25 protein-coding genes and 1 tRNA gene are annotated in these 25,630 nt (G+C 63.6%); 12 read left to right on the top strand and 14 right to left on the bottom strand.

Annotated features, from left to right (window positions below):
* Positions 1 to 61: 61 nt before the first annotated feature.
* The gene (locus AC07VU_RS09360) at positions 62 to 1,030 is read right to left on the bottom strand and encodes an alpha/beta hydrolase family protein (protein ID WP_495029762.1); all 969 of its coding nucleotides are present in this window, start codon (positions 1,028 to 1,030) and stop codon (positions 62 to 64) included.
* A 365-nt stretch (positions 1,031 to 1,395) separates the two neighbouring features.
* Here AC07VU_RS09360 and AC07VU_RS09355 point away from each other — a divergent pair, with 365 nt between their 5' ends.
* On the top strand, positions 1,396 to 1,854 hold the full coding sequence (locus AC07VU_RS09355; RefSeq protein WP_007921797.1) for a hypothetical protein: 459 nt from the start codon (positions 1,396 to 1,398) through the stop codon (positions 1,852 to 1,854).
* Between the two features lie 88 nt (positions 1,855 to 1,942).
* On the opposite strand, the gene AC07VU_RS09350 is transcribed toward AC07VU_RS09355, so the two are convergent.
* The 5 genes from AC07VU_RS09350 to AC07VU_RS09330 all read right to left on the bottom strand — a co-directional run bounded on the left by AC07VU_RS09350 (position 1,943) and on the right by AC07VU_RS09330 (position 6,162).
* A tRNA-Phe gene (locus AC07VU_RS09350) sits at positions 1,943 to 2,018 on the bottom strand.
* Positions 2,019 to 2,121: 103 nt separating this feature from the next.
* On the bottom strand, positions 2,122 to 2,394 hold the full coding sequence (locus AC07VU_RS09345; protein WP_007921798.1) for an oxidative damage protection protein: 273 nt from the start codon (positions 2,392 to 2,394) through the stop codon (positions 2,122 to 2,124).
* On the bottom strand, positions 2,391 to 3,458 hold the full coding sequence (gene mutY / locus AC07VU_RS09340) for an A/G-specific adenine glycosylase (protein ID WP_495029761.1): 1,068 nt from the start codon (positions 3,456 to 3,458) through the stop codon (positions 2,391 to 2,393). The genes AC07VU_RS09345 and mutY overlap by 4 nt, the downstream gene beginning before the upstream one ends.
* Positions 3,455 to 5,683: an AsmA family protein gene (locus AC07VU_RS09335; RefSeq protein ID WP_053259305.1), complete on the bottom strand. Its 2,229-nt coding sequence runs from the start codon at positions 5,681 to 5,683 to the stop codon at positions 3,455 to 3,457. Before AC07VU_RS09335 ends, mutY begins: the two co-directional genes overlap by 4 nt.
* 68 nt (positions 5,684 to 5,751) lie before the next feature.
* Positions 5,752 to 6,162: an acetyl-CoA sensor PanZ family protein gene (locus tag AC07VU_RS09330; RefSeq protein WP_495029760.1), complete on the bottom strand. Its 411-nt coding sequence runs from the start codon at positions 6,160 to 6,162 to the stop codon at positions 5,752 to 5,754.
* Between the two features lie 378 nt (positions 6,163 to 6,540).
* Here AC07VU_RS09330 and AC07VU_RS09325 point away from each other — a divergent pair, with 378 nt between their 5' ends.
* The 7 genes from AC07VU_RS09325 (at position 6,541) to AC07VU_RS09295 (ending at position 12,403) form a co-directional block, all read left to right on the top strand.
* Positions 6,541 to 8,202: an OFA family MFS transporter gene (locus AC07VU_RS09325; RefSeq protein WP_087089685.1), complete on the top strand. Its 1,662-nt coding sequence runs from the start codon at positions 6,541 to 6,543 to the stop codon at positions 8,200 to 8,202.
* Positions 8,203 to 8,534: 332 nt separating this feature from the next.
* Positions 8,535 to 9,128 (top strand): imidazoleglycerol-phosphate dehydratase HisB, encoded by a 594-nt coding sequence (gene hisB, locus AC07VU_RS09320; RefSeq protein ID WP_007921806.1) that lies wholly within the window; start codon positions 8,535 to 8,537, stop codon positions 9,126 to 9,128.
* The gene (gene hisH / locus AC07VU_RS09315; protein ID WP_025808284.1) at positions 9,128 to 9,766 is read left to right on the top strand and encodes an imidazole glycerol phosphate synthase subunit HisH; all 639 of its coding nucleotides are present in this window, start codon (positions 9,128 to 9,130) and stop codon (positions 9,764 to 9,766) included. The genes hisB and hisH overlap by 1 nt, the downstream gene beginning before the upstream one ends.
* Positions 9,767 to 10,024, top strand: a complete 258-nt coding sequence (locus tag AC07VU_RS09310; protein WP_009041757.1) for a DUF2164 domain-containing protein — start codon at positions 9,767 to 9,769, stop codon at positions 10,022 to 10,024.
* 42 nt (positions 10,025 to 10,066) lie between these two features.
* Complete coding sequence (hisA, locus tag AC07VU_RS09305; RefSeq protein ID WP_019093879.1) at positions 10,067 to 10,804, top strand: 1-(5-phosphoribosyl)-5-[(5-phosphoribosylamino)methylideneamino]imidazole-4-carboxamide isomerase; 738 nt, start codon at positions 10,067 to 10,069, stop codon at positions 10,802 to 10,804.
* A 9-nt stretch (positions 10,805 to 10,813) separates the two neighbouring features.
* Positions 10,814 to 11,584 (top strand): imidazole glycerol phosphate synthase subunit HisF, encoded by a 771-nt coding sequence (gene hisF / locus AC07VU_RS09300; protein ID WP_007921812.1) that lies wholly within the window; start codon positions 10,814 to 10,816, stop codon positions 11,582 to 11,584.
* Between the two features lie 63 nt (positions 11,585 to 11,647).
* Complete coding sequence (locus tag AC07VU_RS09295; protein WP_009041759.1) at positions 11,648 to 12,403, top strand: substrate-binding periplasmic protein; 756 nt, start codon at positions 11,648 to 11,650, stop codon at positions 12,401 to 12,403.
* Between the two features lie 151 nt (positions 12,404 to 12,554).
* On the opposite strand, the gene AC07VU_RS09290 is transcribed toward AC07VU_RS09295, so the two are convergent.
* From AC07VU_RS09290 to gpmI, 4 genes are all read right to left on the bottom strand, one after another.
* Positions 12,555 to 13,313, bottom strand: a complete 759-nt coding sequence (locus AC07VU_RS09290) for a divergent polysaccharide deacetylase family protein (protein WP_495029759.1) — start codon at positions 13,311 to 13,313, stop codon at positions 12,555 to 12,557.
* A gap of 166 nt (positions 13,314 to 13,479) precedes the next feature.
* Positions 13,480 to 14,790, bottom strand: coding sequence for a S41 family peptidase (locus tag AC07VU_RS09285; protein WP_009041761.1), 1,311 nt, complete (start codon positions 14,788 to 14,790; stop codon positions 13,480 to 13,482).
* A gap of 31 nt (positions 14,791 to 14,821) precedes the next feature.
* On the bottom strand, positions 14,822 to 16,108 hold the full coding sequence (locus AC07VU_RS09280; protein WP_495029758.1) for a murein hydrolase activator EnvC family protein: 1,287 nt from the start codon (positions 16,106 to 16,108) through the stop codon (positions 14,822 to 14,824).
* Between the two features lie 136 nt (positions 16,109 to 16,244).
* A complete protein-coding gene (gene gpmI / locus AC07VU_RS09275) occupies positions 16,245 to 17,774 on the bottom strand; it encodes a 2,3-bisphosphoglycerate-independent phosphoglycerate mutase (protein WP_007930819.1) in 1,530 nt (509 codons plus the stop codon).
* 415 nt (positions 17,775 to 18,189) lie between these two features.
* Between gpmI and AC07VU_RS09270 the strand changes: the two genes are divergently transcribed.
* From AC07VU_RS09270 to secB, 3 genes are read left to right on the top strand one after another with little or no spacing between them, the layout of a single operon-like run.
* Complete coding sequence (locus AC07VU_RS09270) at positions 18,190 to 18,603, top strand: rhodanese-like domain-containing protein (protein ID WP_007930821.1); 414 nt, start codon at positions 18,190 to 18,192, stop codon at positions 18,601 to 18,603.
* 1 nt (position 18,604) lies between these two features.
* The gene (gene grxC, locus AC07VU_RS09265) at positions 18,605 to 18,859 is read left to right on the top strand and encodes a glutaredoxin 3 (protein ID WP_007930824.1); all 255 of its coding nucleotides are present in this window, start codon (positions 18,605 to 18,607) and stop codon (positions 18,857 to 18,859) included.
* Positions 18,860 to 18,915: 56 nt separating this feature from the next.
* Positions 18,916 to 19,398 (top strand): protein-export chaperone SecB, encoded by a 483-nt coding sequence (gene secB / locus AC07VU_RS09260; protein ID WP_007930826.1) that lies wholly within the window; start codon positions 18,916 to 18,918, stop codon positions 19,396 to 19,398.
* 214 nt (positions 19,399 to 19,612) lie between these two features.
* On the opposite strand, the gene trmL is transcribed toward secB, so the two are convergent.
* The gene (gene trmL, locus AC07VU_RS09255) at positions 19,613 to 20,068 is read right to left on the bottom strand and encodes a tRNA (uridine(34)/cytosine(34)/5-carboxymethylaminomethyluridine(34)-2'-O)-methyltransferase TrmL (protein ID WP_274305278.1); all 456 of its coding nucleotides are present in this window, start codon (positions 20,066 to 20,068) and stop codon (positions 19,613 to 19,615) included.
* On the opposite strand from trmL, the gene AC07VU_RS09250 reads away from it, so the two are divergent.
* Positions 20,067 to 20,507, top strand: a complete 441-nt coding sequence (locus AC07VU_RS09250; protein WP_101336593.1) for a hypothetical protein — start codon at positions 20,067 to 20,069, stop codon at positions 20,505 to 20,507. The two genes, trmL and AC07VU_RS09250, sit on opposite strands and share 2 nt — an antisense overlap.
* 811 nt (positions 20,508 to 21,318) lie before the next feature.
* Here AC07VU_RS09250 and ntrC read toward each other — a convergent pair.
* The 3 genes from ntrC to AC07VU_RS09235 form a co-directional block, all read right to left on the bottom strand.
* A complete protein-coding gene (gene ntrC / locus AC07VU_RS09245) occupies positions 21,319 to 22,755 on the bottom strand; it encodes a nitrogen regulation protein NR(I) (RefSeq protein ID WP_007929941.1) in 1,437 nt (478 codons plus the stop codon).
* Positions 22,752 to 23,837 carry a nitrogen regulation protein NR(II) gene (gene glnL, locus AC07VU_RS09240; RefSeq protein ID WP_007929942.1) on the bottom strand — a complete coding sequence of 362 codons (1,086 nt, stop codon included), beginning with the start codon at positions 23,835 to 23,837 and terminating at the stop codon, positions 22,752 to 22,754. Before glnL ends, ntrC begins: the two co-directional genes overlap by 4 nt.
* Before the next feature lie 358 nt (positions 23,838 to 24,195).
* On the bottom strand, positions 24,196 to 25,608 hold the full coding sequence (locus tag AC07VU_RS09235; protein WP_277587676.1) for an MFS transporter: 1,413 nt from the start codon (positions 25,606 to 25,608) through the stop codon (positions 24,196 to 24,198).
* Positions 25,609 to 25,630: the final 22 nt, after the last annotated feature.

Genomic DNA, 25,630 nt, shown 5'->3' with positions numbered 1-25,630 from the left:
ACAGTGTCCGGCCTGGCTTTCAGGCGGCAGAGGATGCCAGTAAATGCGCTGCCTGGCACGCTCAACGGCTACCGCTGATCAGGCGTCCCGGGGTGTCGCTGGGCAATGTGGCGTGTTGCAGCCAGGCCAGGGCGATCGGCCACAGGCGGTCCTGGTAATGGCTGCGGAAAAACGCGAAGTGCCCGACTTCCCGCTCGCCGATGTCCGCAGGTTCGATGCGCCAATGGCTGCGCTGGCTGGCGGTGAAGTAGCCCAGCAGGCGCTCGATGGCCGGCACGGTGCCGTAAGGGTCGTCGCTGATGCTGATGGCCAGCAGCTGCGCCTCGACCCGGGCGAAGGGGAGCGCCGGGTCCCGGCGCGCCAGGTGGCGCCCACTGGGCCGCCGTTGATAGTGCGCAGTGGGCGTGGCCCAGTCGCGCACCACGCCGGCGGGGGTGTCCTCCAGCCAGCCCAGGCGCTTGCCGGGGAAGTAGCCGTAAATCGCTGTCAGCAGCGGCATCACGACATGCCATTTGCCCAGCATGCGCCAGCGGCTCGCTGGGGCGTAGTCGCGCCAGTAGGCGAACTGCGCGCCTACGGTCACCACGCGGCGGATCAACTGCCCGGATGCGCCCAGCCCCGCCGCGCAGCCGCCGAAGCTGTGTCCGACCACATCGATGGGTTGGCCGGGGCATTCCCGCTGCGCGCGTTGCAGCATGGCTTCGAAGTCCAGGCTGCCCCAGTCCGACCAGGACGCCTTCAGCTTGCGCATCGAGGCCGGCCGCGACTCGCCGATGCCGCGGTAGTCGTAGGTGATGACGTCGAGGCCATGGCTGAACAGGTAATCGGCGAACCGCGAATAGTGCCGGCAACGCACGGAGGTGGCGGCATTGATGATCACCACCGGGCGTGCGGGGTCCGGTTCGGCATGGCGCCAGATGAAACCACCCAGGATAAAGCCATCGGCGGCAGGCTCGTGGAAAGCCGTGCCGGGGCTGCTGGTCACGGTGCTGGCCGGGTGCAGGGGCGAGGGTGGGGATTGCACGGTCATCGGCGCGTATTCCTTTGCGGGCGAAAAGGCGTGTCGGCTCTTTTTAGGTGCAAGCATTAATAACCGCCTTGTCCGCTCCGTGGCAACCGTCGGGATTGGCGCCGCTGCTAGGTACTTTTGGTTAAAAGCATCACACCGAATCGATCTAAACGGCCTGGCATCGGGGCGTACACTGAATATCAGGGCCTGGGGGCGATCACGGATGCATGACGCTTACGGGCTGTTCATTCGAGCATCGTTTGCCTGAGGCGTAGCTGGGCTATTCAAGATGAAAAGGGGAGACCCGGACGCTGCCGTTCTGGGGCTGGGCTCTTGGCGGTGGCGTTCCCATTCAGTGGTTCGAGACGAACCCGGGAGTGCTCATCATGAAGTCCTTTTACTTGTGTGTCGTAACAGGCGTTCTCGCGGCGTTCCTGTCACTCGCGCCGTTCAGCGTACAGTCCGCCACCCCCAGCAACGAACCCATCGACCCGGCGGGCGTGCAGCTGGAACCTCAACAGCAGAACGGCATTACCTATCTGTCCGGCGGTATCGGCCTGGACGAATCGCGGACGCTCTTGCAGACCAAGGGGTACAACCTGCACATGACCTTTTCCGTCGGCCCGGAAAACAAATACACCTCGGATGTCGACCTGGCGATCCAGAATCCGCAAGGGCAGCCGGTCCTGACCCTGAATCAGGTGGGCCCCATCGTCTTTGTGCAACTGCCGGCCGGCAAGTACCAGGTTGTCGCCACCCGTGGCGGGCGTACCGAGCGCAGCGCGGTGGATATGAAAGTGGCGGGCATTCGCGACCTCAACCTGCATTGGAATGAAGGTTATTGAGTGAAGGCTGCAATGCTGAAAACAGGCACATCAAATCGCAGGCAATAAAAAACCCCTGAATCTTGCGATTCAGGGGTTTCGGTATTAGTGGTGCCCAGAGACGGAATCGAACCGCCGACACGGGGATTTTCAATCCCCTGCTCTACCGACTGAGCTATCTGGGCAACGGGGCGCATTAAACGGGTTTTTCGGGGGGGCGTCAAGCAAGTTTTGAAAAAAAGTTTAATTATTACCGCCGCTTACGTTCCCGCCCCGATTTGAACGCAATTACTCGGACGGCGGCACGTAGCCGTCGGCCTTGGCGTATTCCTCGCCGGAGAAGAACTTGTCCATCTCGCCCTGCAAGTATTTGCGGTCTTCGGCGTTCATCATGTTCAGGCGTTTTTCGTTGATCAGCAGGGTCTGGTGTTTCTGCCAGTCGGCCCAGGCCTTGGCGGACACGTGCTCGAAAATCTCCTGGCCCTTGGCACCCGGGTACGGAGGACGCTCCAGGCCCGGCAATTGTTCTTTGTACTTGCGGCACATTACGGTGCGGGTCATTGCAACTCTCCTGCGTTCAATACGTCGGCCGCGCGTTTGAGCAGCTTTTTCACCGGGGCGGCAAGGCCCAGGCGCGGCGGGGTGGCGAGGTTATACCAGAGCCAGTCGGCCTCGGCCACGTGATGGGTGGATGCCTGGACCTGCACCAGCCAGGGCTCGATGGCCAGCTGGAAGTGACTGAAGGTGTGCACCAGCCCGGGCATTTCCTGTTGCTTGCCCAGCTCCAGCGAGTGCTGCGAAGCCAGGTGTTCCAGGTCCGCCAGGTCGTCCAGCTCCGGCAGGCTCCACAAACCGCCCCACAGGCCGCTGGAAGGCCGGCGGTACAGCAGGATGGCGCCTTCGTGGTTGGCCAGCATCGGCATCAGCGTGCGTTTCTGCGGGACCGTCTTGCGTGGCTTGGGAATCGGGTAGCGGGTTTCCAGGCCCAGCATGTGCGCTTCGCAGCCTCTTTCCAGGGGGCACAGCAGGCAGCTGGGTTTGCTCCGGGTGCAGAGGGTGGCGCCCAGGTCCATCATCGCCTGGGTGTAATGGTTCACCCGGGTCTGCGGGGTGAGGCGCTCGGCCGCGGCCCATAGCTGCTTGGCCACCTTGGGTTCGCCCGGGTAGCCCTCCTGCGCGGTAAAGCGCGCCAGCACCCGCTTGACGTTACCGTCGAGGATCGGCGCGCGCAGGCCCATGCTGATGCTGGCGATGGCGCCGGCGGTGGACAGGCCGATGCCCGGCAGTTCGGTGAGTTTTTCCACGTCGCGGGGAAACTCGCCGCCGTACTCGGCGACCACGATCTTCGCGGTCTTTTGCAGGTTGCGCGCGCGGGTGTAGTAACCCAGGCCGGTCCACAGGTGCAGCACTTCGTCTTCCGGCGCGGCGGCCAGGGCCTGGACCGTCGGCAGCGAGGCCATGAACCGGTCGAAGTAGTTGAGCACGGTGCTGACTTGGGTCTGCTGCAACATGATTTCCGAGACCCATACCCGATACGGATTGATCTCTTGCTGCCAGGGCAGGTCATGGCGGCCATGGCGGTCGTACCAGTCCAGTACTGCCGGTGCGAACTGCTCGGCCCTCATCGTTTGAACAGCCCTTTGAGCGCGTTTTTCAGTTCCGGGCTGACCTTGTCGCCCAGCTTCTCATCGAGTTTTTCGCTGAGGCGATCGCCGGCCAGCTTGGCCGCGACCTGGCCCAGGCCGTCACGGTCCAGGCGGCAGGCTTTGGCGCCCAGCTCCAGCGGGCCGCGGCAGCGCAGCGGCAGTTCGATGCCGACAAAACGCTCGCCGACCTGGCAGGCCGGGTCCGGCATGTCGCTCTTGTCGCCTTCGACGACGATGCCGACCCGGTAATCCATGCCCAGTACGCGCAGGTCGATGTCGCCATTGCCTTTGACGCTCATGCCCGGGATCCGCACTTTCAGGTCCGGGTTGCTGGCCACGCCGTTGCGCAGGGTCAGGTTGCCCTTGAGTTCCTGGAAGGGTGTGTCCTTGCCCCGCGGCTCGCTGCTCAAGGTCTTGCGGTTCAGCGTGGCGATGCCCTGGCACACTTGCTGTTCGAGGTTGGCATTGAGCAGCACGCCGTTGTTGACGACGAAGCTGGCGTTGCCGTTGAGGCCGTCGACCAGCGCCTTCTGGCTGTTGCCACTGCTGGTCAGGTTGCTGTCGAGGGTCACCAGGCCCTTGACCGGCGGGTTCTGCCCCTGGCTTTCCAGGATGCGTTCCACCGGTACCCGGTTGATCCTGGTCTGCAGGCTCAGCTGCGGCGTTGGCTGGCGCACATCGAGGTTGCCGTTGGCTTCGAAGCTGCCGTTGTACAGCTCGCCGCGCAGGCCTTCGAGTTTCAGCAGGCCGCCCTGGCCGTTGGCCTTGAGCGTGGCGTTCTGGATCGGCAGCTTGTCCAGGGTCAACTGGCCGAAGCTCAGGTCGGCGTCCACATCCAGCTTGCTCAGGCGCTCCACCGGCAGCAGGCGCTCAGTGCTCCAGGCGCCCTTGGTCGGCGCGTCCGGCAGCGGCGAGTTGCCGGCCCCGGCGACGGCGCTGGCTTCGCTGCTCTGTACTTCGGCCTTGCGCGCGACCGCGGCGCTGTTGGCTTCGGCGGATTTCGGCGGCAGGTAGCGGTCGACGTCGAAGGTGTCGGCCTTGAGCTGGGCGCGCAGCGATTGCTTGGCCAGGTCTTCGACCGCCAGGCGGCCGCTGAAGCTGCTGTCGTCGAGTTTCAGGTTGATGTTTTCCAGGGCGATGCTGTTCGGCGTGGCGGACAGGCGGCTGACCAGCTCGACCTTGCTCAGGCTGCCTTCGGCCATGGCCGGCAGGGTCTGGCCGATGCTGTCGACGAACTTGGCCAGGTCGAACTGGGCGATGGAGATACCGCCGTTGAGCTGCGGGGTCTTGTCCAGGTCGTTGACCTTGAGCTCGCCGATGGCGCGCAGCTGGTTGAGCGAGAGCTTCAGGCTGTTCCATTCGGCGACGTTGGCGGCCTTGTCCAGCAGCAGCTGGCCCTGGGCGGCGAAGGTCAGGGTCTTGCCTTGCAGCGGATCGCCGGCGGCTTCGCCGGACAGTTTCATGTCTTCGAACTGGTAGCGCTTGAGGACGCGGTCGAAGCGCAGCTCGCCCTTCAACTCGGTGCGCACGCGCACGGCCGGCTGGGTGCTGGCGAGGAAGGCAGTGAGCTTGACCGGGGTATTGGTCGCTTCGTGGATCGGGCCGGTGCTCAGTTGGATGCTTTCGGCGGTGAACTGCTTGCCGCTCTGCTCGTCGTTGTATTCCACCCGGGCGTTGTTCACGGTCAGGCTGTCGATATCCAGGCGGATCGGCTGCGCCGGTTTTTCCGTGGTGGCCGGGGTCGTGGTCGTGGTTTCGCCGGTGCTGGTGGCCGGGGTTGCGGCCTGCTTGTCGGCGGGGGCGACCTTGCCGATGTCTTCCCAGTTGCCGTGGCCATCCTTGTTGCGGGTCAGGCGCAGGTTCAGGCCTTCGACACGCACATCGCTCATCTGCACTTCGCGGCGCAGCAGCGGCAGCACGCGGACCGACAAGCCGAGCATCTGCAAATCGGCGAACGGCTGGGTCGGGTTGGCCAGGGTGGCGACCCCGGCTTCATGCAGTTCGAGGCCGAGCCAGGGGAACAGGCTCCAGCCGATATCGCCATTGAGCGTCAGCTCGATGTGGGCCTTGTCGCGGGCTATCTGGCGAATTTCTTCTTTGTAGTCGTTGGGATCAAACAGGTGAGTCAGGGCGAAGCCGAGAGCCACGATGATCAGCAACAGCCCGAGAAGTACCAGACCCAGGATTTTGCCGAACGCTTTCATGGGCGAGTCCTTGTAGTGTCGAATTCGAATTTAGCCAGGGAGTATAACGCCCCGGGCCTGGCCACTGGTCACTGATCGCTTTGCAGCACATCCAGCGGTATCTGCAGCTTGGCCGCCAGCGCCTGGGCTTCGAGGTGCCCGGCGGGGGCCAGCAGGCGCAAGGTGGCGCCATGCCGGGCGGCCATTGTCCGGGCTTCGCTCACCAGTCGCTCGGCCACGCCGCGACGCCGGGTGATCTTGCGCACACACATTTGGGACAGGTGCCAGGCGTCTTGGTGCCGTTGCAGGCGGGCGGCGCCCAGCAGACGGTCGTTGAAGCGCCCGGCGATCAGGCTGCCGTCGCCCAGGGCGGTCTCGATCAGTTCCATATCGTCGCGCTGCGGGGCGAACAGCCAGGGCGGGGCGTCGCGGTAGACCTTCTGCAGGTCCTGTTGATCCTGATAGCTGGCTTGTTTCAGCGACTCGACAACGATGGGCATGGGGAATCCTGTGCAGAGCGAAGGAATGGCTGGCCATTATCGACAGCAGCGCGCGGGCTGGCGAGGGGCAGGCTTCTGTAGGAGCGAGGCTTGCCCGCGAAGCGTTCTGTCTGACACACCGCATAACGCCCACCGCCGGCAAGCCTGGCTCCTACAGAAGCGTTATTGCCGTCTTTCGGAGCAGATGACGCTGAAAAGGTGATGGCAGTTTGCTTTTTCTGTCACGAGCAAATGGTAATCTCTCGCAGTTCATCTGCCCTTCCGCGACCAAAAGTCGCACTCTATGGAGCTTCACTCGATAAAACGGCCACGTCTGCGTGCAAAGGTCGTGAGTGGAGAGTGGCCGGCGAATAATTCCAATAATTGGGGGAAACACTCATGAGCACTAGCACCGAGGCGGGCGCGATTGCCGCCCAGCCGGCGTTCTTGTCCAAAGAACGCATCATCGCCAAGCCCGGTTTCAACCGTTGGCTGGTTCCACCGGCCGCCCTGGCCATCCACCTGTGCATCGGCATGGCCTACGGCTTCTCGGTGTTCTGGTTGCCGCTGTCCAAGGCCCTGGGCGTGACCGCCCCGGTGGCCTGCGCCCCGGACATGAGCTTTATCGCGCAGGTCTTTTCGTCCCAGTGCGATTGGCCGATCTCGATGCTCGGCTGGATCTATACCCTGTTCTTCATTTTCCTCGGCTGCTCCGCGGCGATCTGGGGCGGCTGGCTGGAGCACGCCGGCCCGCGCAAGGCCGGTGTGGTGTCGGCGCTGTGCTGGTGCGGCGGCCTGCTGATTTCGGCGCTGGGTATCTATACCCACCAGATCTGGCTGATGTGGCTCGGCTCCGGCGTGATCGGCGGTATCGGCCTGGGCCTGGGTTACATCTCGCCGGTGTCGACCCTGATCAAATGGTTCCCGGACAAGCGCGGCATGGCCACCGGCATGGCGATCATGGGCTTCGGCGGTGGCGCGATGGTCGGTGCGCCATTGGCGGCGGCACTGATGAGCCATTTCGCTTCGCCAACCGGCGTCGGCGTCTGGCAGAGCTTCCTGGTGATGGCGGCGATCTACTTCGTGTTCATGATCGGTGGCGCGCTGTCGTACCGCGTGCCGCCGACCGGCTGGAAGCCCGAGGGCTGGACCCCGCCGGCGAAAAAAGCCGCGAACGCGATGATCACCCACCGTCACGTGCATGTGAATGTGGCCTGGAAAACCCCGCAGTTCCGCCTGGTATGGCTGGTGCTGTGCCTGAACGTTTCCGCGGGTATCGGCATCCTCGGCATGGCTTCGCCGCTGTTGCAGGAAGTCTTCGCCGGCAAGCTGCTGGGCAATGAACTGGCCTTCGGTCAGCTGGATGCCTCGCAACTGGCGTCGATCGCTGCGATCGCCGCCGGCTTCACCGGCCTGCTGAGCCTGTTCAACATCGGTGGCCGTTTCTTCTGGGCGTCGTTCTCCGACTACCTGGGACGCAAGAACACCTACTTCGTGTTCTTCGCCCTGGGTTTTGCCCTGTATGCGCTGATCCCGAACCTCGGGCACCTGGGCAATGTCGCGCTGTTCGTGGCAGCGTTCTGCATCATCCTGTCGATGTACGGCGGCGGTTTCGCCACGGTTCCGGCCTACCTGGCGGACCTGTTCGGCACCCAGATGGTGGGCGCAATCCACGGTCGCCTGCTGACCGCCTGGGCGGCGGCAGGCGTACTGGGTCCGGTGCTGGTGAACTACCTGCGTGAGTATCAGCTGAGCATCGGTGTCGAGCGCGCCGCGGCCTACGACATCACCCTGTACATCCTTGCCGGCCTGCTGGTGCTGGGCTTCCTGTGCAACCTGCTGGTGCGTCCGGTGGCCGACAAGTACTTCATGAGCGACGCCGAGCTGGCCGCCGAACAGGCGCTGGGCCATGACAAGGGCGCGGACAGCACCACCGTGCTGGAGTGGAAGGCCTCGTCCGGCAGCGTGCCGCTGGCGGTCGCCGCCTGGCTGGTGGTGGGTATTCCGCTGGCGTGGGGCGTGTGGGTCACCCTGCAGAAGACCGCGGTGTTGTTCCACTAAGTGATTGCGCCTGGTATTGCTGCCAGGCGCATCGACCTTTTTCTGTAGGAGCGAGGCTTGCCCGCGATGAGCGAACGATAGCGGGGTATACCTGATGCACCGCGCGATCCTGTTCGCGGGCAAGCCTCGCTCCTACAGAAGATTTGCGATCGGCCGTGGGCTTTCGGGAGGCTTCGGTAGCGGCCAGCGATTTCATATTGCTTGTCATGACAGGTACAGCCCCGGCTTTATTGGCTTCAGCCCGTCAGGATCTTGTCCTGCGTGTTCCTGTTTAGCCGCCGTCCGGCCTATAATGATCGCCTTTTTCGCCCAATGATTTTGCGGAGCTGGTGATGGCCGAACGTAAGGCGTCCGTCGAGCGCGACACTCTGGAAACCCAGATCAAAGCCTCGATCAACCTGGATGGCACCGGAAAGGCCCGATTCGATATCGGGGTTCCCTTCCTTGAGCACATGCTGGACCAGATCGCCCGTCACGGGCTGATCGACCTGGATATCGAAAGCAAAGGCGACTTGCATATCGACGACCACCACACCGTGGAGGATGTCGGTATCACCCTGGGTCAGGCCTTCACCAAAGCCATCGGCGACAAGAAGGGCATCCGTCGCTACGGCCACGCCTACGTGCCGCTCGATGAAGCGCTGTCGCGCGTGGTGATCGACTTCTCCGGCCGCCCTGGCCTGCAGATGCATGTGCCTTACACCCGCGCCACCGTGGGCGGCTTCGATGTCGACCTGTTCCAGGAATTCTTCCAGGGCTTCGTCAACCACGCCAACGTCACCCTGCACATCGACAACCTGCGTGGGCACAACACCCACCACCAGATCGAAACCGTGTTCAAGGCTTTCGGCCGCGCGCTGCGCATGGCCGTGGAGCTGGATGACCGCATGGCCGGGCAGATGCCTTCGACCAAGGGCGTGCTGTAATGCAGACGGTCGCGGTTATCGATTACGGCATGGGCAACCTGCACTCGGTGGCCAAGGCCCTCGAGCACGTTGGCGCCGGCAAGGTGCTGATCACCAGCGATGCCAATGTGATTCGCGAAGCCGACCGGGTGGTATTCCCCGGCGTCGGCGCGATTCGCGACTGCATGGCGGAGATCCGTCGCTTGGGCTTCGACGCGCTGGTGCGTGAAGTCAGCCAGGACCGCCCGTTCCTCGGTATCTGCGTGGGCATGCAAGCCTTGCTCGACCACAGCGAAGAGAACGACGGCGTCGACTGCATCGGCCTGTTCCCCGGCCAGGTGAAGTTCTTCGGCAAGGGCCTGCATGAGGACGGCGAGCACCTGAAAGTCCCGCACATGGGCTGGAACGAAGTGAAACAGGCGGTGAGCCATCCGCTGTGGCACAACATCCCGGACCTGGCGCGCTTCTACTTCGTGCACAGCTACTACATCGCCGCCGGCAACGCGCGGCAGGTGGTAGGTAGCGGCCACTACGGCGTCGATTTCGCCGCGGCGCTGGCCGAGGGCTCGCGCTTCGCCGTGCAGTTCCACCCGGAGAAAAGCCATACCCATGGCCTGCAATTGCTGCAGAACTTCGCGGCGTGGGACGGTCGCTGGTAAATGGCGGTCAAGAAGAAGGCGCCGATCCTGACCCTCACCCCCGAGCAGGAGAGTGAGGCCAATCACAAGATCCAGCGCTTCATGGCAGATCGCTTCGAGCTCGACCTGGGCTCGTTCGAGGCGGCCGAGATTCTTGAACTCTTTACCCGCGAAATTGCTCCGCACTATTACAACAGGGCGATTTTCGATGTGCAGGCCCAGCTCAAAGAGCGGTTCGAAAGCATCGAAAGCGACCTGTGGGCGCTCGAGAAAAACTGATTTCCGAGTGAAGCTGAACAATCGAATTTGAAGGTTTGCCAGATGCTGATTATCCCCGCTATCGATCTCAAAGACGGTGCCTGTGTACGTCTGCGCCAGGGCCGCATGGAAGATTCCACGGTGTTCTCCGATGACCCGGTGAGCATGGCTGCCAAGTGGGTGGAGGGCGGCTGCCGCCGTCTGCATCTGGTCGACCTGAACGGCGCCTTCGAAGGCCAGCCGGTCAACGGTGAAGTGGTCACCGCCATCGCCAAGCGCTACCCGAACCTGCCGATCCAGATCGGTGGCGGCATCCGCTCGCTGGAAACCATCGAACACTACGTCAAGGCCGGCGTGAGCTACGTGATCATCGGCACCAAGGCGGTGAAAGAGCCGGAGTTCGTTGCGCAAGCCTGCCGCGCCTTCCCGGGCAAAGTGATCGTCGGCCTGGACGCCAAGGACGGTTTCGTCGCCACCGACGGCTGGGCCGAGGTCAGCAGCGTGCAGGTCATCGACCTGGCCAAGCGCTTCGAAGCCGACGGCGTGTCCGCCATCGTTTATACCGACATCGCCAAAGACGGCATGATGCAGGGCTGCAACGTACCCTTCACCGCCGCCCTGGCCGCTGCCACCAAGATCCCGGTGATCGCTTCCGGCGGTATCCACAACCTGGGCGACATCAAGGCCCTGCTGGACGCCAAGGCTCCGGGGATCATTGGCGCCATCACCGGCCGCGCGATCTACGAAGGCACCCTCGACGTCGCCGAGGCGCAAGCCTTCTGCGATTCGTACCAAGGCTGAGGACTCACCATGGCGCTGGCTAAACGCATCATCCCTTGCCTGGACGTGGACAACGGCCGGGTGGTCAAGGGCGTCAAGTTCGAGAACATCCGTGACGCCGGCGACCCGGTGGAAATCGCCCGTCGCTACGACGAGCAGGGCGCGGACGAGATTACCTTTCTCGACATCACCGCCAGCGTCGATGGCCGCGACACCACGCTGCATACCGTCGAGCGCATGGCCAGCCAGGTGTTCATCCCGCTGACCGTGGGCGGTGGCGTGCGCACCGTGCAGGACATCCGCAACCTGCTCAATGCCGGGGCGGACAAGGTCTCGATCAACACCGCGGCGGTGTTCAACCCCGAGTTCGTCGGCGAAGCGGCGCAGCATTTCGGCTCGCAGTGCATCGTCGTCGCCATCGATGCGAAGAAGGTTTCCGGGCCGGGCGAAACCCCGCGCTGGGAAATCTTCACCCACGGCGGGCGCAAACCTACCGGGCTGGACGCGGTGGAGTGGGCGAAGAAGATGGAAGGCCTGGGCGCCGGCGAAATCCTGCTGACCAGCATGGACCAGGACGGCATGAAGAACGGCTTCGACCTGGGTGTGACCCGCGCCATCAGCGATGCCCTGGGCATTCCGGTGATCGCCTCGGGCGGGGTCGGCAACCTGCAGCACCTGGCCGACGGCATCCTCGAAGGCCACGCCAGCGCGGTGCTGGCGGCAAGTATCTTCCACTTCGGTGAATACACGGTTCCGGAAGCCAAGGCTTATATGGCGCACCGCGGCATCGTCGTGCGGTAGCCACTGGACAGCATGGCGGGCTCGCGGCACTCTTGGGCACGCCATGGATTCCGGTAGCCCGTCATGTTCAAACGTCTTCTTCTTGTTCTTGCCAGCGCTTCGGTCCTCTTCGCCGCAGGCGCTTGCGCAGCGCAAACGCCAGGCACCTCCCTGGTGCTGCTGACGGAAAACTTCCCCCCCTACAACATGGCCAAGAACGGCAAGAACTTCGCCCAGGGCGAGAATATCAACGGCATCGCCGTGGATATCGTCCGCGAAATGTTCAAGCGTGCCGGGATCAATTACAGCCTGACCCTGCGTTTTCCCTGGGAGCGCATCTACAAGCTCGCCCTGGAGCAGCCGGGGTACGGCGTGTTTGTCATGGCGCGGCTGCCGGACCGGGAGCCGCTGTTCAAATGGGTCGGCCCCATCGGCCCGGATGACTGGATCATGCTGGCCCGGGGCGATAGCAAGATCGCCCTGCAATCTCTGGAGCAGGCGCGCAAATACCGGATTGGCGCCTACAAGGGCGACGCCATTGCCGAGACCCTGGCCAAGCAAGGACTCAAGCCGCTGGTGGTGCTGAGGGACCAGGACAACGCCAGGAAGCTGGTCGGCGGCCAGATCGACCTATGGGCCACCGGCGATCCCGCCGGGCGCTATCTGGCCAGGCAGGAAGGCGTGACCGGGCTCAAGACCGTGCTGCGCTTCCACAGCGCCCAGCTGTACCTGGCGCTGAACAAAGAGGTCCCGGACGAGACCGTCGCCCGGCTGCAGGCCGCGCTGGATCAACTGCGCGAGGAAGGCGTGGTGGAAGAAATCATGGGGCGCTACCTCTGACCACCTCCTGTAGCCGCTGCCGCAGGCTGCGATCGACGGCGCAGCCGTCGCCAACGATATTCCACGCCACCCAGGATTATGTGCTGGCCGCATTAGCGGCCACTGCGCGCCCGATCGCAGCCTGCGGCAGCGGCTACAGGGCATGCTGGCATCAGCGGTAAACCCCATCCTTGCCGTGCCCGGCCATGGCCTTGTTGCTGCGCACGCTGATCATCAACTTGATATCGATCCAGTCGATGCCCTGGGCCTTGAGCCTGGGCAGTTCGCGTTCGAGCACCGCCAGGGTCTGCGGGTAGGGATGGCCGATCACCACCGCCGAACCCTGCTTGCGCGCCAGGTTGATCGCGGTCTGCAGTTGGGTGCCGATCGCCGCTTCGGTGCGTTCGTCGTCGAGGAACACATCGCGGGACACGCTGGCCAGGCCGATCTTCTGCGCCTCGGCGGCGGCCACGGTCTTGGCGCTGGTGCGGCTGTCGACAAAGAACTTGTGGCGGCGCTGCAACTCGGCCATCAGCCAGGCCATGGCCTGGGGCTGGGAGGTCATGCGGCTGCCCATGTGGTTGTTGATGCCGCTGGTGTAGGGCACGGCCTTGAAGGCGGCGTTGAGGCGCTTTTCCAGCTCTTCGATGGGCAGCTCGGGGTGCCAGGCGAAGGGCCCGGTAGCCGGGTCCATGGGCATGTGCAGGATGACGATCTTGCCGGCGCGATGGGCTTCGCGGGCGAACTCGGCGGCGTGGGGTGTGTCGGGCATGATCGCCGTGGTCACCGGGCCGGGCAGGGCCAGTACGCGGCGATCGCGGGGCAGGTTCTGCCCGAGGTCGTCGATGATCAGGCTCAGGTAGGCCTTGCGCGGGGCGGGCTCGGCGGCTTGGAGCGAGGTGACGGCGAGGAGGCACAGAAGCCCGATCATGAGCCTCCACGACAACCGTGGGAGGGGTTGGCGGTGAGTGATCATGGAAGTTTGAAGCATAGGGTTCGGGTAAAGCCTTGGCGGGGTGTGGCGGTCATCAGGGCGCTATCGCGAGCAAGCTTCGCTCCTGCAGAGGAGGCGGCGGGCTTGCTCGCGATGGCTTCCATCACTTGCTGCGGGTGATGCTCAGGCCCTTGAGCAGGCTGAGGGCCTGGGCCAGCTGGTAGTCGTCGTCCTGTGGCATCGGCTTGGGCTTGCTGCCGGAAGCGGTCGGCTTGTCGGCGCCGCCGTTGCCATTGCCCAGGTGACCTTGCAGGTCGGCTTCCTTGAAGTACTCGTTGTCCTGCGCTTCGCTGGTGATCTTGGCGCGGCGCACCTCGATGTCCGGCACGATGCCCTGGGCCTGGATCGAGCGGCCGTTCGGCGTGAAGTACAGCGCGGTGGTGATCTTCAGCGCACGGTCGTTGTTCAGCGGCAGTACGGTTTGTACCGAGCCCTTGCCGAAGCTGGTGGTGCCCATCAGCACCGCGCGTTTCTGGTCCTGCAGGGCGCCGGCGACGATCTCCGAAGCCGAGGCGCTGCCGCCGTTGATCAGCACCACCATCGGCACCGCTTCGCTTTCGTCCTTGCCGGTGGCGGAGAAGCGCAGCTCGGAGTTGGCGATGCGGCCCTTGGTGTAGACGATCAGGCCCTTGGTGATGAAGTGGTCGACCACTTCCACCGCCGATTGCAGCACGCCGCCCGGGTTGTTGCGCAAATCGAGGATGATGCCGTTGAGCTTCTTGCCGTTGTCCTTGCGCAGCTTGGCCAGGGCCTTGGAGACTTCCTCGCCGGTCTTGACCTGGAACTGGGTGATGCGGATGTAGCCGTAGCCCGACTCCAGCAGCTGGCTCTTCACGCTCTTCACCTGGATGGTGGCGCGGGCCAGGGTCACGTCGAACGGCGCACCGCCGTCGCGTACCAGGGTCAGGGTGATCTTCTGGCCGATCTTGCCGCGCATCTTGTCCACGGCTTCGGTCATGCTCTGGCCGCGGGTCGGCTGGCCGTTGATCTTGACGATCAGGTCGCCGGCCTGGATGCCGGCCTTGGACGCCGGGGTGTCGTCGATCGGCGACACCACCTTGATGATGCCGTCCTCGGCGCCGACTTCGATGCCCAGGCCGCCGAACTCGCCGCTGGTGCTTTCCTGCAGCTCGGCGAAGTCTTCAGGGCCGAGGTAGGCCGAATGCGGGTCGAGGTTGCTGAGCATGCCCTTGATGGCGTTTTCCAGCAGGGTCTTGTCGTCGACGGGTTCGACATAGGCGGCCTTGATCCGGTCCATGACCTCGGCGAAGGTGCGCAGCTCTTCGAGCGGCAATGGCGCCTTGGTGGTCGTGGCGGCTGCCGACTGAGCGGTTTCGGCGGCGAACGCCAGGGGCGCACCGATCACCAGAGCGATCGTCAGGGCCAGCGAGGTGAGGCGGGACAAATGCAGCATGTCGAACGAACTCCTGAATGAGATGGCGCGCTTATCCTTGCGCGCGGCACCATTGTGCCGGGTCGCTTGGGCGACCCTGCTGGCGAATAGCGAAGTACAGTGCAGGCGCGCCCTGTCCGCCACTGCTACCGACAGTGGAGATGGATTCGCCGGCCTTGACGATATCGCCCGCTTCTTTAAGCAGCGTCTGGTTGTGTCCGTAGAGGCTCAAGTAGCCGTTGCCATGGTCGAGGATCACCAGCAGGCCGGCGCCGCGCAACCAGTCGGCGAACACTACACGGCCGCCATGGACGGCATGCACCTGGCTGCCGGCCGAGGCGCTGATCATCACCCCGTCCCACTTGGTCCGGGCATCGTCGCCGCGGCTTTCGCCGAAGCGCGCCAGCAGTCGACCATCAACCGGCCATGGAAGTTTTCCCCGGGATGAAGCAAAAGGGCCTCCATAGGAGGCGCCTGCACTGGAAACCAAGGGGCCGGGCGTCGCTCGGGGCGGCTTGCTCGGGCTATCGTCGGCACTGGCCTGGGCCTCACGCAAACGCTTTTTTTCGGCTTCCTGCTGGGCAATCAGCGCTTTCTGTCGCGCTTCTTCCGCCTCTCGGGCCTGGCGGGCCAGGGTTTCCTCGATGGTTTTCAGTACCTTGCCCAGATCGGCCTGGTCCTGTTCGCGGGCCTTGAGCTTGTCGCCACGGGCCTTCACGTCGTCATTGAGCTTGGCCAGGGCCACCTGGCGTTCCTTGCGGACCTTGTCGAGTTCTTCACGCTGGGTGTCGAGGCTGCTTTTCTGCACCAGCAGCTGGGCTTGCTGCAGGGAGATTTCCTTTTCGACATTGGCCAGCTGGCGCAGGGTCTCGTTGAAATTCTTCAACTGCTCCAGGCGGGCCTGGCTCAGGTAGTCGTAATAGGTCAGGGTGCGGGCGAATTTTTCCGGGTTCTGCTGGTTGAGCAGCAGCTTGAGGTACTCCTGGCGGCCATTCTGGTAGGCCGCGCGGGCCTGGATGGCGATCAGTCGTTGCTGTTCAATGCGCGCGCTCTGGAGTTTTTTTTTCTCCTCATCGAGTCGCTGCAGCTCGGATTCGCTTTTCTTCAGCTCTTTTTGCAGGGCATCGACCTGCTTTTCCAGCTTGCCCATCTCGGTTTCGGTGCCGCGCAGGTCTTTCTGCACGCCGGATTTTTCTTCCTGCAGCTTGCCCAGCAGCTTTTTCAGCTCGGCAATATCCTGACGCGTGGCGTCCAACTGCTGTTGGGTTTGCGCGCGCTCGTCGGCGAAGGCCGGTTGGAGCAGGCAGATCAGAGCAAGGGTAATCAGGGCGCGAAGCATAGAGGCGGGCGACACCAGGGAAAGGGACGGCCTAGTATGCCCGCCCCTCGCTGCAAAAAAAACGCCTCAAAGCCAACTGCTTTGAGGCGTTCGTCATAAAAAGCCGTTTACGGCCCATTATTCGGTCTTTTTGATATCAGACCAGTATCGAAGTGCCAGTCATTTCCGCGGGCTGCGGCAGGCCCAGCAGTTTCAGCATGGTCGGCGCCACATCGGCCAGGACTCCGCCTTCACGGACTTTCAGGTCGCGCTTGCCTACATAGATGAACGGCACCGGCTCGCTGGTGTGGGCGGTGTGGGCCTGGCCGGTGGAGGCGTCGGACATCTGCTCGACGTTGCCGTGGTCGGCGGTGATCAGGGCTTCGCCGCCGACCTTTTCCAGGGCATCGACGATGCGGCCGACGCACAGGTCCAGGCACTCGACGGCCTTGACTGCCGCGTCGAACACGCCGCTGTGGCCGACCATGTCGCCGTTGGCGTAGTTGACCACGATCACGTCGTAGCGCTGGTTTTCGATGGCGTCGACGATCCGGTCGGTGACTTCCGGCGCGCTCATTTCCGGCTGCAGGTCGTAGGTGGCGACTTTCGGCGACGGGATCAGGATGCGTTCTTCGCCCGGGAACGGCTCTTCGCGGCCGCCGGAGAAGAAGAAGGTCACGTGGGCGTATTTTTCGGTTTCGGCGATGCGCAGCTGGGTCTTGCCGTTTTTCGCCAGGTAATCGCCCAGCACGTTTTCCAGGCTGCCCGGGGCAAAGGCCGAAGGGGCCGGAATGCTTGCCGCGTACTGGGTCAGCATGACGAAACCGGCCAGTTTCGGCTGGCGGGCGCGCTCGAATTCCTTGAAACCGTCCTCGACGAATACCCGGCTCAGCTCGCGGGCGCGGTCGGCGCGAAAGTTCATGAACACCACGGCGTCGCCGTCCTCGACTTTCACCGGCTCGCCGAGGGTGGTGGCCTTGACGAACTCGTCGCTTTCGCCACGCTCGTAGGCGGCCTGCAGGCCTTCCTGGGCGGTGGCGGCGTTGAATTCGCCCTTGCCGTCGACGATCAGGTTGTAAGCCTGGGCCACGCGGTCCCAGCGGTTGTCGCGGTCCATGGCGAAGTAGCGGCCGATCAGGCTGGCGATGCGGCCCTTGCCCAGGGTCTTGAAGGTTTCATCCAGCAGTTCGATCGACGAAGTGGCGCTTTTTGGCGGGGTGTCGCGGCCGTCAAGGAAGGCGTGCAGGTAGATCTTCTCGGCGCCACGCTTGAAGGCCAGTTCGGCCATGGCCACCAGATGGTCCTGGTGGCTGTGCACGCCACCATCGGACAGCAGGCCGAGGATATGCACGGCCTTGCCGGCGGCCACGGCTTTATCCACGGCGGCGCAAATGGTCGGATTCTCGAAGAACTCGCCATCGCGGATGGCTTTGGTGACACGGGTGAAATCCTGGTACACCACGCGGCCGGCACCGAGGTTCATGTGGCCGACTTCGGAGTTGCCCATCTGGCCGTCCGGCAGGCCGACATCCATGCCCGAACCCGAGATCAGGCCGTTCGGCACGCTGGCGCACAGGCGGTCGAGGACCGGCTTCTTGGCCGCATAGATAGCGTTGGATTCGTGGCTCTCGCTGTGACCGAAGCCATCCAGAATCATCAGGACCAAAGGTTTAGGCGTGGTAGTCATAGATTCCACTCGTGGCTGGATTGGGAGAATGTTGGAAAAAGGGAGTGGCAGTTTAGGACGTGTTGACCCTCAATGGCGAGTCGCGTTTACGCTGTGAGCGTGCCAGGCAAGGCGCGGGACGAGGGTAAGGGTTGTTTCCTTGCCAAGTCCCGCAACGCAGCCTGGCGCGCTCACAGCGCAAACCCGGAGGGCCGCGCCCCGTAAAGCGCAATCCGTCGTTATTCGTCGCTTATTTGAAACGCCAAACCACGCTCCTCATGCCTAGTCTTGCGTTTTACGGGGCGGCGGCGCGATCGCCATTGAGGGTCAACACGTCCTACAGCCAAGTTCCGGTGGCGTCACCGCCGGGCGGGGTTTGGCCGACCCGGAGGGCTGTGTATACTGGCCGACATTTTAACGCCCTGGAACCTCCTTGATGGTTGCTCACCTGATTCAATTCGCCACTGAACACTACTTGCTCGTCGGCGCCTTCGTCATCTTGCTGGCTCTGTTGATCGCTCACGAGTTGAGCCGCGGCGGCCGCAGCCTCAGCACCCGTGAACTGACCGCGCTGGTGAACAGCGAGCAGGGCGTGGTGATCGATATCCGTCCGACCAAGGACTTCGCCGCGGGCCATATCGTCGGCGCGTTGAACATCCCTCAAGACAAACTGGCCGCCCGCGTGGGCGAGCTGGAAAAGCACAAGGCCAAGACCATCATTCTGGTCGACGCCCTGGGTCAGCACGCCGGCACCCACGCTCGCGAGCTGATGAAGTCCGGCTTCACCGCCGCCAAGCTGTCCGGCGGCGTTGGCAGCTGGAAAGCCGACAACCTGCCGCTGGTGAAGTGATATGGCTGCCGTCGTCGTCTATTCCAGCGATTACTGCCCCTACTGCTCGCGGGCCAAGTACCTGCTCGAGAACAAAGGCGTAGCCTTCGAAGAGATCAAGGTCGACGGCAAGCCGCAGGTTCGCGCCGAAATGGCCCAGAAGGCCGGGCGTACGTCCGTGCCGCAGATCTGGATCGGCAGCACCCATGTGGGCGGTTGTGACGATCTGTTCGCCCTGGAGCGCGCCGGCAAGCTCGACGCGCTGCTCGCGGCCTGACTGACCACCCAAGTTCAGCAAACCCTACATGACCCCGAGATCAAGAAGGATCTGAGATGACTGACCAACAGAACACCGCTGCGACCGAAGACGAATCCGCACCGCAATTCTCGCTGCAGCGTATCTATGTGCGTGACCTGTCTTTCGAAGCTCCGAAAAGCCCGGCGATCTTCCGCCAGCAGTGGGAGCCGAGCGTCGGCCTGGACCTGAACACCCGTCAGAAGGCGCTGGAAGAGGGTTTCCACGAAGTCGTGCTGACCCTGTCGGTCACCGTGAAGAACGGCGACGAAGTGGCGTTCATCGCCGAAGTGCAACAGGCCGGTATCTTCCTGATCAAGAACCTGGACGACGCTTCGATGAGCCACACCCTGGGCGCGTTCTGCCCGAACATCCTGTTCCCGTACGCTCGCGAAGCGCTGGACAGCCTGGTGACCCGCGGTTCGTTCCCGGCCCTGATGCTGGCTCCGGTGAACTTCGACGCGCTGTACGCGCAAGAGCTGCAACGCCTGCAGGCGGCCGGTGAAGGCACCGTTCAATAAGCTGCCGGGTTCCATGAAAAAAGCGCCGTTTCAGGCGCTTTTTTCATGTTCGGGCCCAAGGTTTCGAGGTTGACGCCGAGACCGGAGCCAAACCTGTAGCCGCTGCCGAAGGCTGCGATCGCCTCCGAAGGGGGCGCCAGGTCTTGAGCACGCTGAAGGCCTTCGGCCTTATCGCAGCCTGCGGCAGCGGCTACAAGGAGTCGGAGGTGGGGGCTTATTTGAAGCCCAGCTGGCGCCAGGCTTCGTAGACGGCCACCGCCACGGTGTTGGACAGGTTCAGGCTGCGGCAGCCTTCGCGCATGGGCAGGCGCAGGCGTTGTTCGGCGGGCAGGGCGTGCAGTACCTCGGCGGGCAGGCCACGGCTTTCCGGGCCGAACAGGAAGGCATCGCCCTCGGCGAAGCTGGCGTCGTGGAAAGGTCGCGAGCCCTTGGTGGTGAAGGCGAACAGGCGCGGATGGCCTAGGCTTTCAAGACAGCTGGCGAGGTCGGCATGGCGCTGCAGGGTGGCGTACTCGTGGTAGTCGAGGCCGGCCCGGCGCAGGCGCTTGTCGTCCATTTCGAAACCCAGCGGTTCGATCAAATGCAGGTGGCAGCCGCTATTGGCGCACAGCCTGATTACGTTGCCGGTATTCGGCGGAATTTCTGGTTGAAAAAGGATGACGTGAAACATGCACGGCTCCGAAGAAAAAGACAGGCCGCATTCTACGCCTGAAGCGGACGTCCGGCCGAAGCTAATGCTGCGGGTATTCGGCTCGCTGGCGATCTTTGGCGTGATGGTCGGGTTGATGATCGGTCGCCTCACCACCCCGGACCCCACCGAGCTGCAGGAAGTGCAGGCCCAGCCCAATGCCTTGGTGGTGTGGTTCAACAACGAGCCCAAGGTTCATGGCGAGCACATCGACGGGGCCGTGGCGCTGTTGTTCGAAGCCGAGGGGCGAGCGCAGAAGGGCCAGTTGAAGATCAACGACAAGGATGCCAACTGGCGGGTGCGGGCGGCTGAGGAAGGGTTGCTGTTGAATGTGGTCGCAGCAAGAGCGCTGCACGCCGAGTGGTCGGGCAGCGAGGTCGACGGGCGCTGGCGCCTGGAAGTCCAGCTGCGCGAGGAATAAAAGAGGGGATTCCCGGCCTGCCTGTACCAAGGTCCCCAAAAGCGTGAGGGCTGGGCGCTGATTGCGCCGGGCCTGGTGTAAAGAGGGGAAGCCCCGGCCTGCCTGTACCAAGGTTCCCAAAAGCGTGAGGGCCGCGCTGATTGCGCTGGGCCCGGTGTAAAGAGGGAATCCCCGGCCTGCCTGTACCAAGGTTCCCGAAACGGGTGGGGCTCGTCGCTGTGAGCGTGATGAGCCCGGGTGTTAAAGAGGGAATCCCTGGCCTGCCTGTACCAGGGTTCCCCAAACCGGGTGGAACCCGTCGCTGCGAGCGGTATGGGTTCCGGGTGTAAAGAAGGGGATTCTCGGCCTGCCTGTACCAAGGTCCCCAAAACGGGTGAGTGACTGCACTCATGATCTTGTCTTTGCAGGGGGCGTGCCAATTTCGGCTTAAACGGTTAAGCGAATTTTCAAGAAAAGCTGAAAGCTCCGGTTTACGGGGCTTTCGCCGTTGTGCGGATATGTTTTTGCGAGAGAAATCGAGATCGCCCACGGGGGAAATCCCACGTCCAGCCGCGCATTCGGGCAGTGCAGGCTCACCATTGCGGTGCACAAAAAGCTTCGCGGGCAAGCCTCGCTCCTACAGAACACCTTCATCTGTAGGAGCGAGGCTTGCCCGCGATTGGATCTGTCATTCGGCACAACACGAATGTCTTGCCCTGTAGCCGCTGCCGAAGGCTGCGCTCGCGACCGAAGGGCGCGCAGGATCTCAAGATCGCTGAAGGCCTTCGGCCTTATCGCAGCCTGCGGCAGCGGCTACAGGGGATTACGCGGCTCAGCCCTCGTCGCTGTCGTCGTCATCCCCGCCGTCGACCTTCATCCCCAACTCCTTGATCTTGCGCGTCAGGGTGTTGCGGCCCCAGCCCAGCAGCACGGCGGCGTCGCGGCGGCGGCCGGCGGTGTGCTTGAGGGCGGTCTCGATCATGATCCGCTCGAAGCTCGGCACCGCGCTGTCCAGCAGGCTCGACTGGCCGCGTGCCAGGGCCTGGTCGGCCCACTGGCGCAGGGCCTGCTCCCAGTTGGTCACCGGCGCCGAATCCTGCGGCAGGCTCAGCAGTTCCGGCGGCAGGTCGCTGATATGCACCTCGCGACCCGAAGCCATCACGGTGATCCAGCGGCAAGTGTTCTCCAACTGGCGCACGTTGCCGGGCCACGGCAGGTTCTTCAGGTATTCCTCGGTCTCGCTTTTCAGCAGCTTGGGCTCGACGGCCAGCTCCTGGGCGGCGCGGCTGAGGAAGTGCTTGGCCAGGGTCGGAATGTCTTCGCGACGGTCCGACAGGCGCGGGATATGGATGCGGATCACGTTCAGGCGATGGAACAGGTCCTCGCGGAACTTGCCGGCGTGCACCAGGGTTTCCAGGTTCTGGTGGGTCGCGGCGATGATGCGCACATCGACCTTGACCGGCGTATGCCCGCCGACCCGGTAGAACTCGCCATCGGCCAGCACCCGCAGCAGGCGGGTCTGGGTGTCGGCCGGCATGTCGCCGATCTCGTCGAGGAACAGGGTGCCGCCGTCGGCCTGTTCGAAGCGCCCGCGCCGCAGGTTGGCCGCGCCGGTGAAGGCGCCTTTTTCATGGCCGAACAGCTCGGATTCCATCAGGTCCTTGGGGATCGCCGCCATGTTCAGCGCGATGAACGGCGAAGCCGCCCGCGGGCTGTGGCGGTGCAGGGCGTGGGCCACCAGCTCTTTACCGGTACCGGACTCACCGTTGATCAGCACGGTGATGTTGGAGTGGCTGAGGCGACCGATGGCGCGGAACACCTCCTGCATCGCCGGCGCTTCACCGATGATTTCCGGGGTACGAGCCAGCGCCGGGATCACCTCCAGGCCCTGCTGCTCCTGGGCGTGCTGGTTGGCGCGCTTGACCAGGGACACCGCTTCGTCAACATCGAACGGCTTGGGCAGGTACTCGAAGGCGCCGCCTTGATAGGAGGCGACAGCGCTGTCCAGGTCGGAATGCGCGGTCATGATGATCACCGGCAGGCGCGGGTGCTGCTCGCGGATCCGCGCCAGCAGGTCCAGGCCACTGGCGCCGGGCATGCGGATGTCGGAAATGATCACGTCCGGTTGCTGGCGGGCCAGGCGACTCATCACACCATCGGCGCTATCGAAGCTCTGGGTGGTCATGCCTTCCTGTTGCAAGGCTTTCTCCAGAACCCAACGGATAGAACGGTCGTCATCGACGATCCACACGGTTTCACTACGGCTCATGTCGATGGGGCTCCTTGTTCCAGTGGCAGAAAGATCGAGAACGTGGTGTGGCCGGGATGGCTGTCACACTCGATCAGGCCCTGGTGCTGGCTGATGATGTTCTGGGTAATGGCCAGGCCCAGCCCGGTACCGTCCGGACGGCCGCTGACCATGGGGAAGAAGATGGTTTCCTGGAGTTCTGCGGGGATCCCCGGGCCGTTGTCGATGATCTCGATCTTGGTCACCAGGCGGTGGCGCACGTGGCCGATGGTGAACTGGCGCATGGTGCGGGTGCGCAGGCTGATGCGGCCCAGGCGCAGCTCGTTCTGGCTGCTGATGGCCTGCATGGCGTTGCGCACGATGTTGAGCACCGCCTGGATCATCTGTTCGCGGTCGATCAGCACATCGGGAATGCTCGGGTCGTAGTCGCGCACCAGGGTGATGCAGCCCTGGCTTTCGGCTTCCACCAGGCTGCTCACGCGCTCCAGCACTTCGTGCACGTTGCACAGGGCCAGCGACGGCAGCTTGTTGGAGCCGAGCATGCGGTCCACCAGGTTTCGCAGGCGGTCGGCCTCTTCGATGATGACGTTGGTGTAGTCCTTGAGGTTCTCGTCCGGCAGTTCGCGGGCCAGCAACTGGGCGGCACCGCGAATCCCGCCGAGGGGGTTCTTGATCTCGTGGGCCAGGCCGCGCACCAGCATCTTGCTGGTTTCCTGCTTGGACAGCTGGGCCTCTTCCTTGGTGATCCGCAGCAGGCGGTCGCGGGGGTGGACTTCCAGCAACAGCAGGGTGTCGCCATTGCTCAGGATCGGCGTCACCGCGTAGTCCACGGTCAGGGTCTGGCCGGTCAGCGCGGTGAGCATGGCTTCGCGCTTGGTGAACGGGTGCGCCTGTTCCACCGCCTGGCGCAGGGAGCTCAGGGCTTCGGCCGACTCGGTGAACAGTTCGCTGATGAATTGCCCATGGCTGCGCTGGCCACTGATGGCCAACAACATCTCCGCCGCCGGGTTCATGTACTCAAGGCGCAGGTCGGCGTTGAGCAGGATGGTCGCGGTGGTCAGGTTGTCGAGTAGCAAGCGGTGCAGTTGATCGCTGATGGTCATGGGTAAATGTTGACCTCTTTTGAAACAAGGCAATCCCGGGCCGGCCCAGGATTGCGCGCGCGAATAAGGCGCTGGTATCGAGAAAATGCAAAAACCAAACCAAGGCTCCGAAAAGAAGCGCTCGAGCCCTGAAACGGACGTTTAAAGTTGTGTTTCGCAGCGTTTTGCCGGCTGCGCTGGGTACTTTCGAACCAAAATGGGCTGTGGATGGGGGAAGGTGCAGCCTGATGCACCAATATAGTGCGATTTGTCCGGGGTTGCGCTAAAGAATGGCTAGCCGCGCGCCGGTCCAGAATTCGCCGCGCACGCAAAAAGGCCCGCGTGCTGGCGGGCCTGGAAGTGTGCGGCGGATAGCGTCTCAGTGGGCGGGATGTGGGGCCTTGTCGATAGCCTGCTGCGTCGCGATCGGCTCCTCGTCCGGTAGCGTGGCGCGGGGTTCCCGGGCCAGTTCGTCGGCGTCCGCCTGCTCGGCGGTGGACAGGTCGGCGGCGTTGTGGCCGATGCGCTTGAGCAGCAGGAGCATGCACACCAGGGACACCAGGGCATAGCCAGCGGAGGCGATGGCCACGCCGAGAATGCTTCCGGTGTTGTTGAGAATGCCCTGGGCCAGGACCGGCGTGGCGCCGCCCACCAGCAAGGAACAGAGCTGGTAGGAAATCGACAGACCGCTGTAGCGCACCCTGGTCGGAAAGGCGCGGGCCAGGATGCCGCCGACGGCGCCATAGAACATCGAGTGCGGCACGGTGGCCAGGCACATGCCGAGCACGGCGATCCAGTAGACGCCGGTTTCCACGGCGAAGAACATCGCCGGCATCAGGAAGAACTCCGGCAGCAGCATCAGCACCACGGCCTTGCGCATGTCCATCCTGGAAACCAGCACCGCGCCCAGGGGCTGGGTGATGAACTGCACTACCAGGGCGATGACGATCACGCTGAGAAAGGTGCTCTGGCTGTAGCCCAGCTCCTTGGTGGCCCAGGACAGGGCAAAGGTGCTCTTGAAGTAGGTGACATGGATGATCGGCAGCACGCCGGCCCCCAGCAGCACGATCTGCCAGTGTTTGCGCAGGACCTCCAGGATCGGCAGCTTGACGGTCTTTTTCTGCTGGATCAGGCGCTTCATGTCGTCCGACTCTTCGAGCTTGAGGCGAATCACCATGCCCACCAGGACCAGTGCCGCCGAGAGCAGGAACGGAATGCGCCAGCCCCACAGCAAAAAGTCCGGCGCGGGCAGGGCGCTGAGGCCGAAGAACACCAGGGTCGCCAGCAGGTTGCCGGCCGGCGAGCCCTGTTGGGCGAACGCCGCATACAGAATGCCTTTGCCCTTGGGCGCGCTTTCGCTGGCGATGAGGATGGCGCCGCCCCATTCGCCACCCACCGCGATGCCCTGGACGATGCGCAGCACCACCAGGGCAATCGGCGCCCAGATGCCGATCTGCAGGTAGGTCGGCAGCAGGCCGATGCAGGTGGTGGCCACGCCCATCATGATCAGGGTGATCACCAGGGTGGTCTTGCGCCCGATCTTGTCGCCCAAGTGGCCGAAGATGATGCCGCCGATGGGGCGGGCGATGAAGCCGGCCCAGAGGGTCAAAAACGACAGCAGGGTGGCGGTGCCCGCAGGCAGGTCGGCGGGGAAGAACACCTTGCCGAAGACCAGCGCGGCGGCGATTCCGTAGGCGTAGAAGTCATACCATTCGATGGTCGTGCCGATGAACGAAGCGATTCCCGCCTTGCGGGCTTTCTTGTGCGCGGCAGCGTGCTGGGCGGCATTCATATTCAATTCCTGCATGTTGTTA

Source organism: Pseudomonas sp. GW821-FHT02B10 (assembly GCF_059421865.1).
Note: the sequence above shows the minus strand (reverse complement) of the source record. Positions and strands in the feature narration are given on the sequence as shown.

Excerpts from the sequence above, each read along its gene's own strand:
- hisH (WP_025808284.1), top strand. The coding sequence starts at position 9,128 with ATGCAGACGGTCGCGGTTATCGATTACGGCATGGGCAACCTGCACTCG.
- AC07VU_RS09335 (WP_053259305.1), bottom strand. The coding sequence starts at position 5,683 with ATGAAAGCGTTCGGCAAAATCCTGGGTCTGGTACTTCTCGGGCTGTTG.
- AC07VU_RS09325 (WP_087089685.1), top strand. The coding sequence starts at position 6,541 with ATGAGCACTAGCACCGAGGCGGGCGCGATTGCCGCCCAGCCGGCGTTC.
- AC07VU_RS09280 (WP_495029758.1), bottom strand. The coding sequence starts at position 16,108 with ATGCTTCGCGCCCTGATTACCCTTGCTCTGATCTGCCTGCTCCAACCG.
- hisA (WP_019093879.1), top strand. The coding sequence starts at position 10,067 with ATGCTGATTATCCCCGCTATCGATCTCAAAGACGGTGCCTGTGTACGT.
- AC07VU_RS09290 (WP_495029759.1), bottom strand. The coding sequence starts at position 13,313 with ATGATCGGGCTTCTGTGCCTCCTCGCCGTCACCTCGCTCCAAGCCGCC.
- AC07VU_RS09285 (WP_009041761.1), bottom strand. The coding sequence starts at position 14,790 with ATGCTGCATTTGTCCCGCCTCACCTCGCTGGCCCTGACGATCGCTCTG.
- AC07VU_RS09295 (WP_009041759.1), top strand. The coding sequence starts at position 11,648 with ATGTTCAAACGTCTTCTTCTTGTTCTTGCCAGCGCTTCGGTCCTCTTC.
- glnL (WP_007929942.1), bottom strand. The coding sequence starts at position 23,837 with ATGACCATCAGCGATCAACTGCACCGCTTGCTACTCGACAACCTGACC.
- hisF (WP_007921812.1), top strand. The coding sequence starts at position 10,814 with ATGGCGCTGGCTAAACGCATCATCCCTTGCCTGGACGTGGACAACGGC.
- AC07VU_RS09250 (WP_101336593.1), top strand. The coding sequence starts at position 20,067 with ATGCACGGCTCCGAAGAAAAAGACAGGCCGCATTCTACGCCTGAAGCG.
- grxC (WP_007930824.1), top strand. The coding sequence starts at position 18,605 with ATGGCTGCCGTCGTCGTCTATTCCAGCGATTACTGCCCCTACTGCTCG.
- gpmI (WP_007930819.1), bottom strand. The coding sequence starts at position 17,774 with ATGACTACCACGCCTAAACCTTTGGTCCTGATGATTCTGGATGGCTTC.
- trmL (WP_274305278.1), bottom strand. The coding sequence starts at position 20,068 with ATGTTTCACGTCATCCTTTTTCAACCAGAAATTCCGCCGAATACCGGC.
- AC07VU_RS09360 (WP_495029762.1), bottom strand. The coding sequence starts at position 1,030 with ATGACCGTGCAATCCCCACCCTCGCCCCTGCACCCGGCCAGCACCGTG.
- secB (WP_007930826.1), top strand. The coding sequence starts at position 18,916 with ATGACTGACCAACAGAACACCGCTGCGACCGAAGACGAATCCGCACCG.
- AC07VU_RS09270 (WP_007930821.1), top strand. The coding sequence starts at position 18,190 with ATGGTTGCTCACCTGATTCAATTCGCCACTGAACACTACTTGCTCGTC.
- AC07VU_RS09345 (WP_007921798.1), bottom strand. The coding sequence starts at position 2,394 with ATGACCCGCACCGTAATGTGCCGCAAGTACAAAGAACAATTGCCGGGC.
- ntrC (WP_007929941.1), bottom strand. The coding sequence starts at position 22,755 with ATGAGCCGTAGTGAAACCGTGTGGATCGTCGATGACGACCGTTCTATC.
- AC07VU_RS09310 (WP_009041757.1), top strand. The coding sequence starts at position 9,767 with ATGGCGGTCAAGAAGAAGGCGCCGATCCTGACCCTCACCCCCGAGCAG.
- AC07VU_RS09235 (WP_277587676.1), bottom strand. The coding sequence starts at position 25,608 with ATGAATGCCGCCCAGCACGCTGCCGCGCACAAGAAAGCCCGCAAGGCG.
- AC07VU_RS09355 (WP_007921797.1), top strand. The coding sequence starts at position 1,396 with ATGAAGTCCTTTTACTTGTGTGTCGTAACAGGCGTTCTCGCGGCGTTC.
- hisB (WP_007921806.1), top strand. The coding sequence starts at position 8,535 with ATGGCCGAACGTAAGGCGTCCGTCGAGCGCGACACTCTGGAAACCCAG.
- mutY (WP_495029761.1), bottom strand. The coding sequence starts at position 3,458 with ATGAGGGCCGAGCAGTTCGCACCGGCAGTACTGGACTGGTACGACCGC.
- AC07VU_RS09330 (WP_495029760.1), bottom strand. The coding sequence starts at position 6,162 with ATGCCCATCGTTGTCGAGTCGCTGAAACAAGCCAGCTATCAGGATCAA.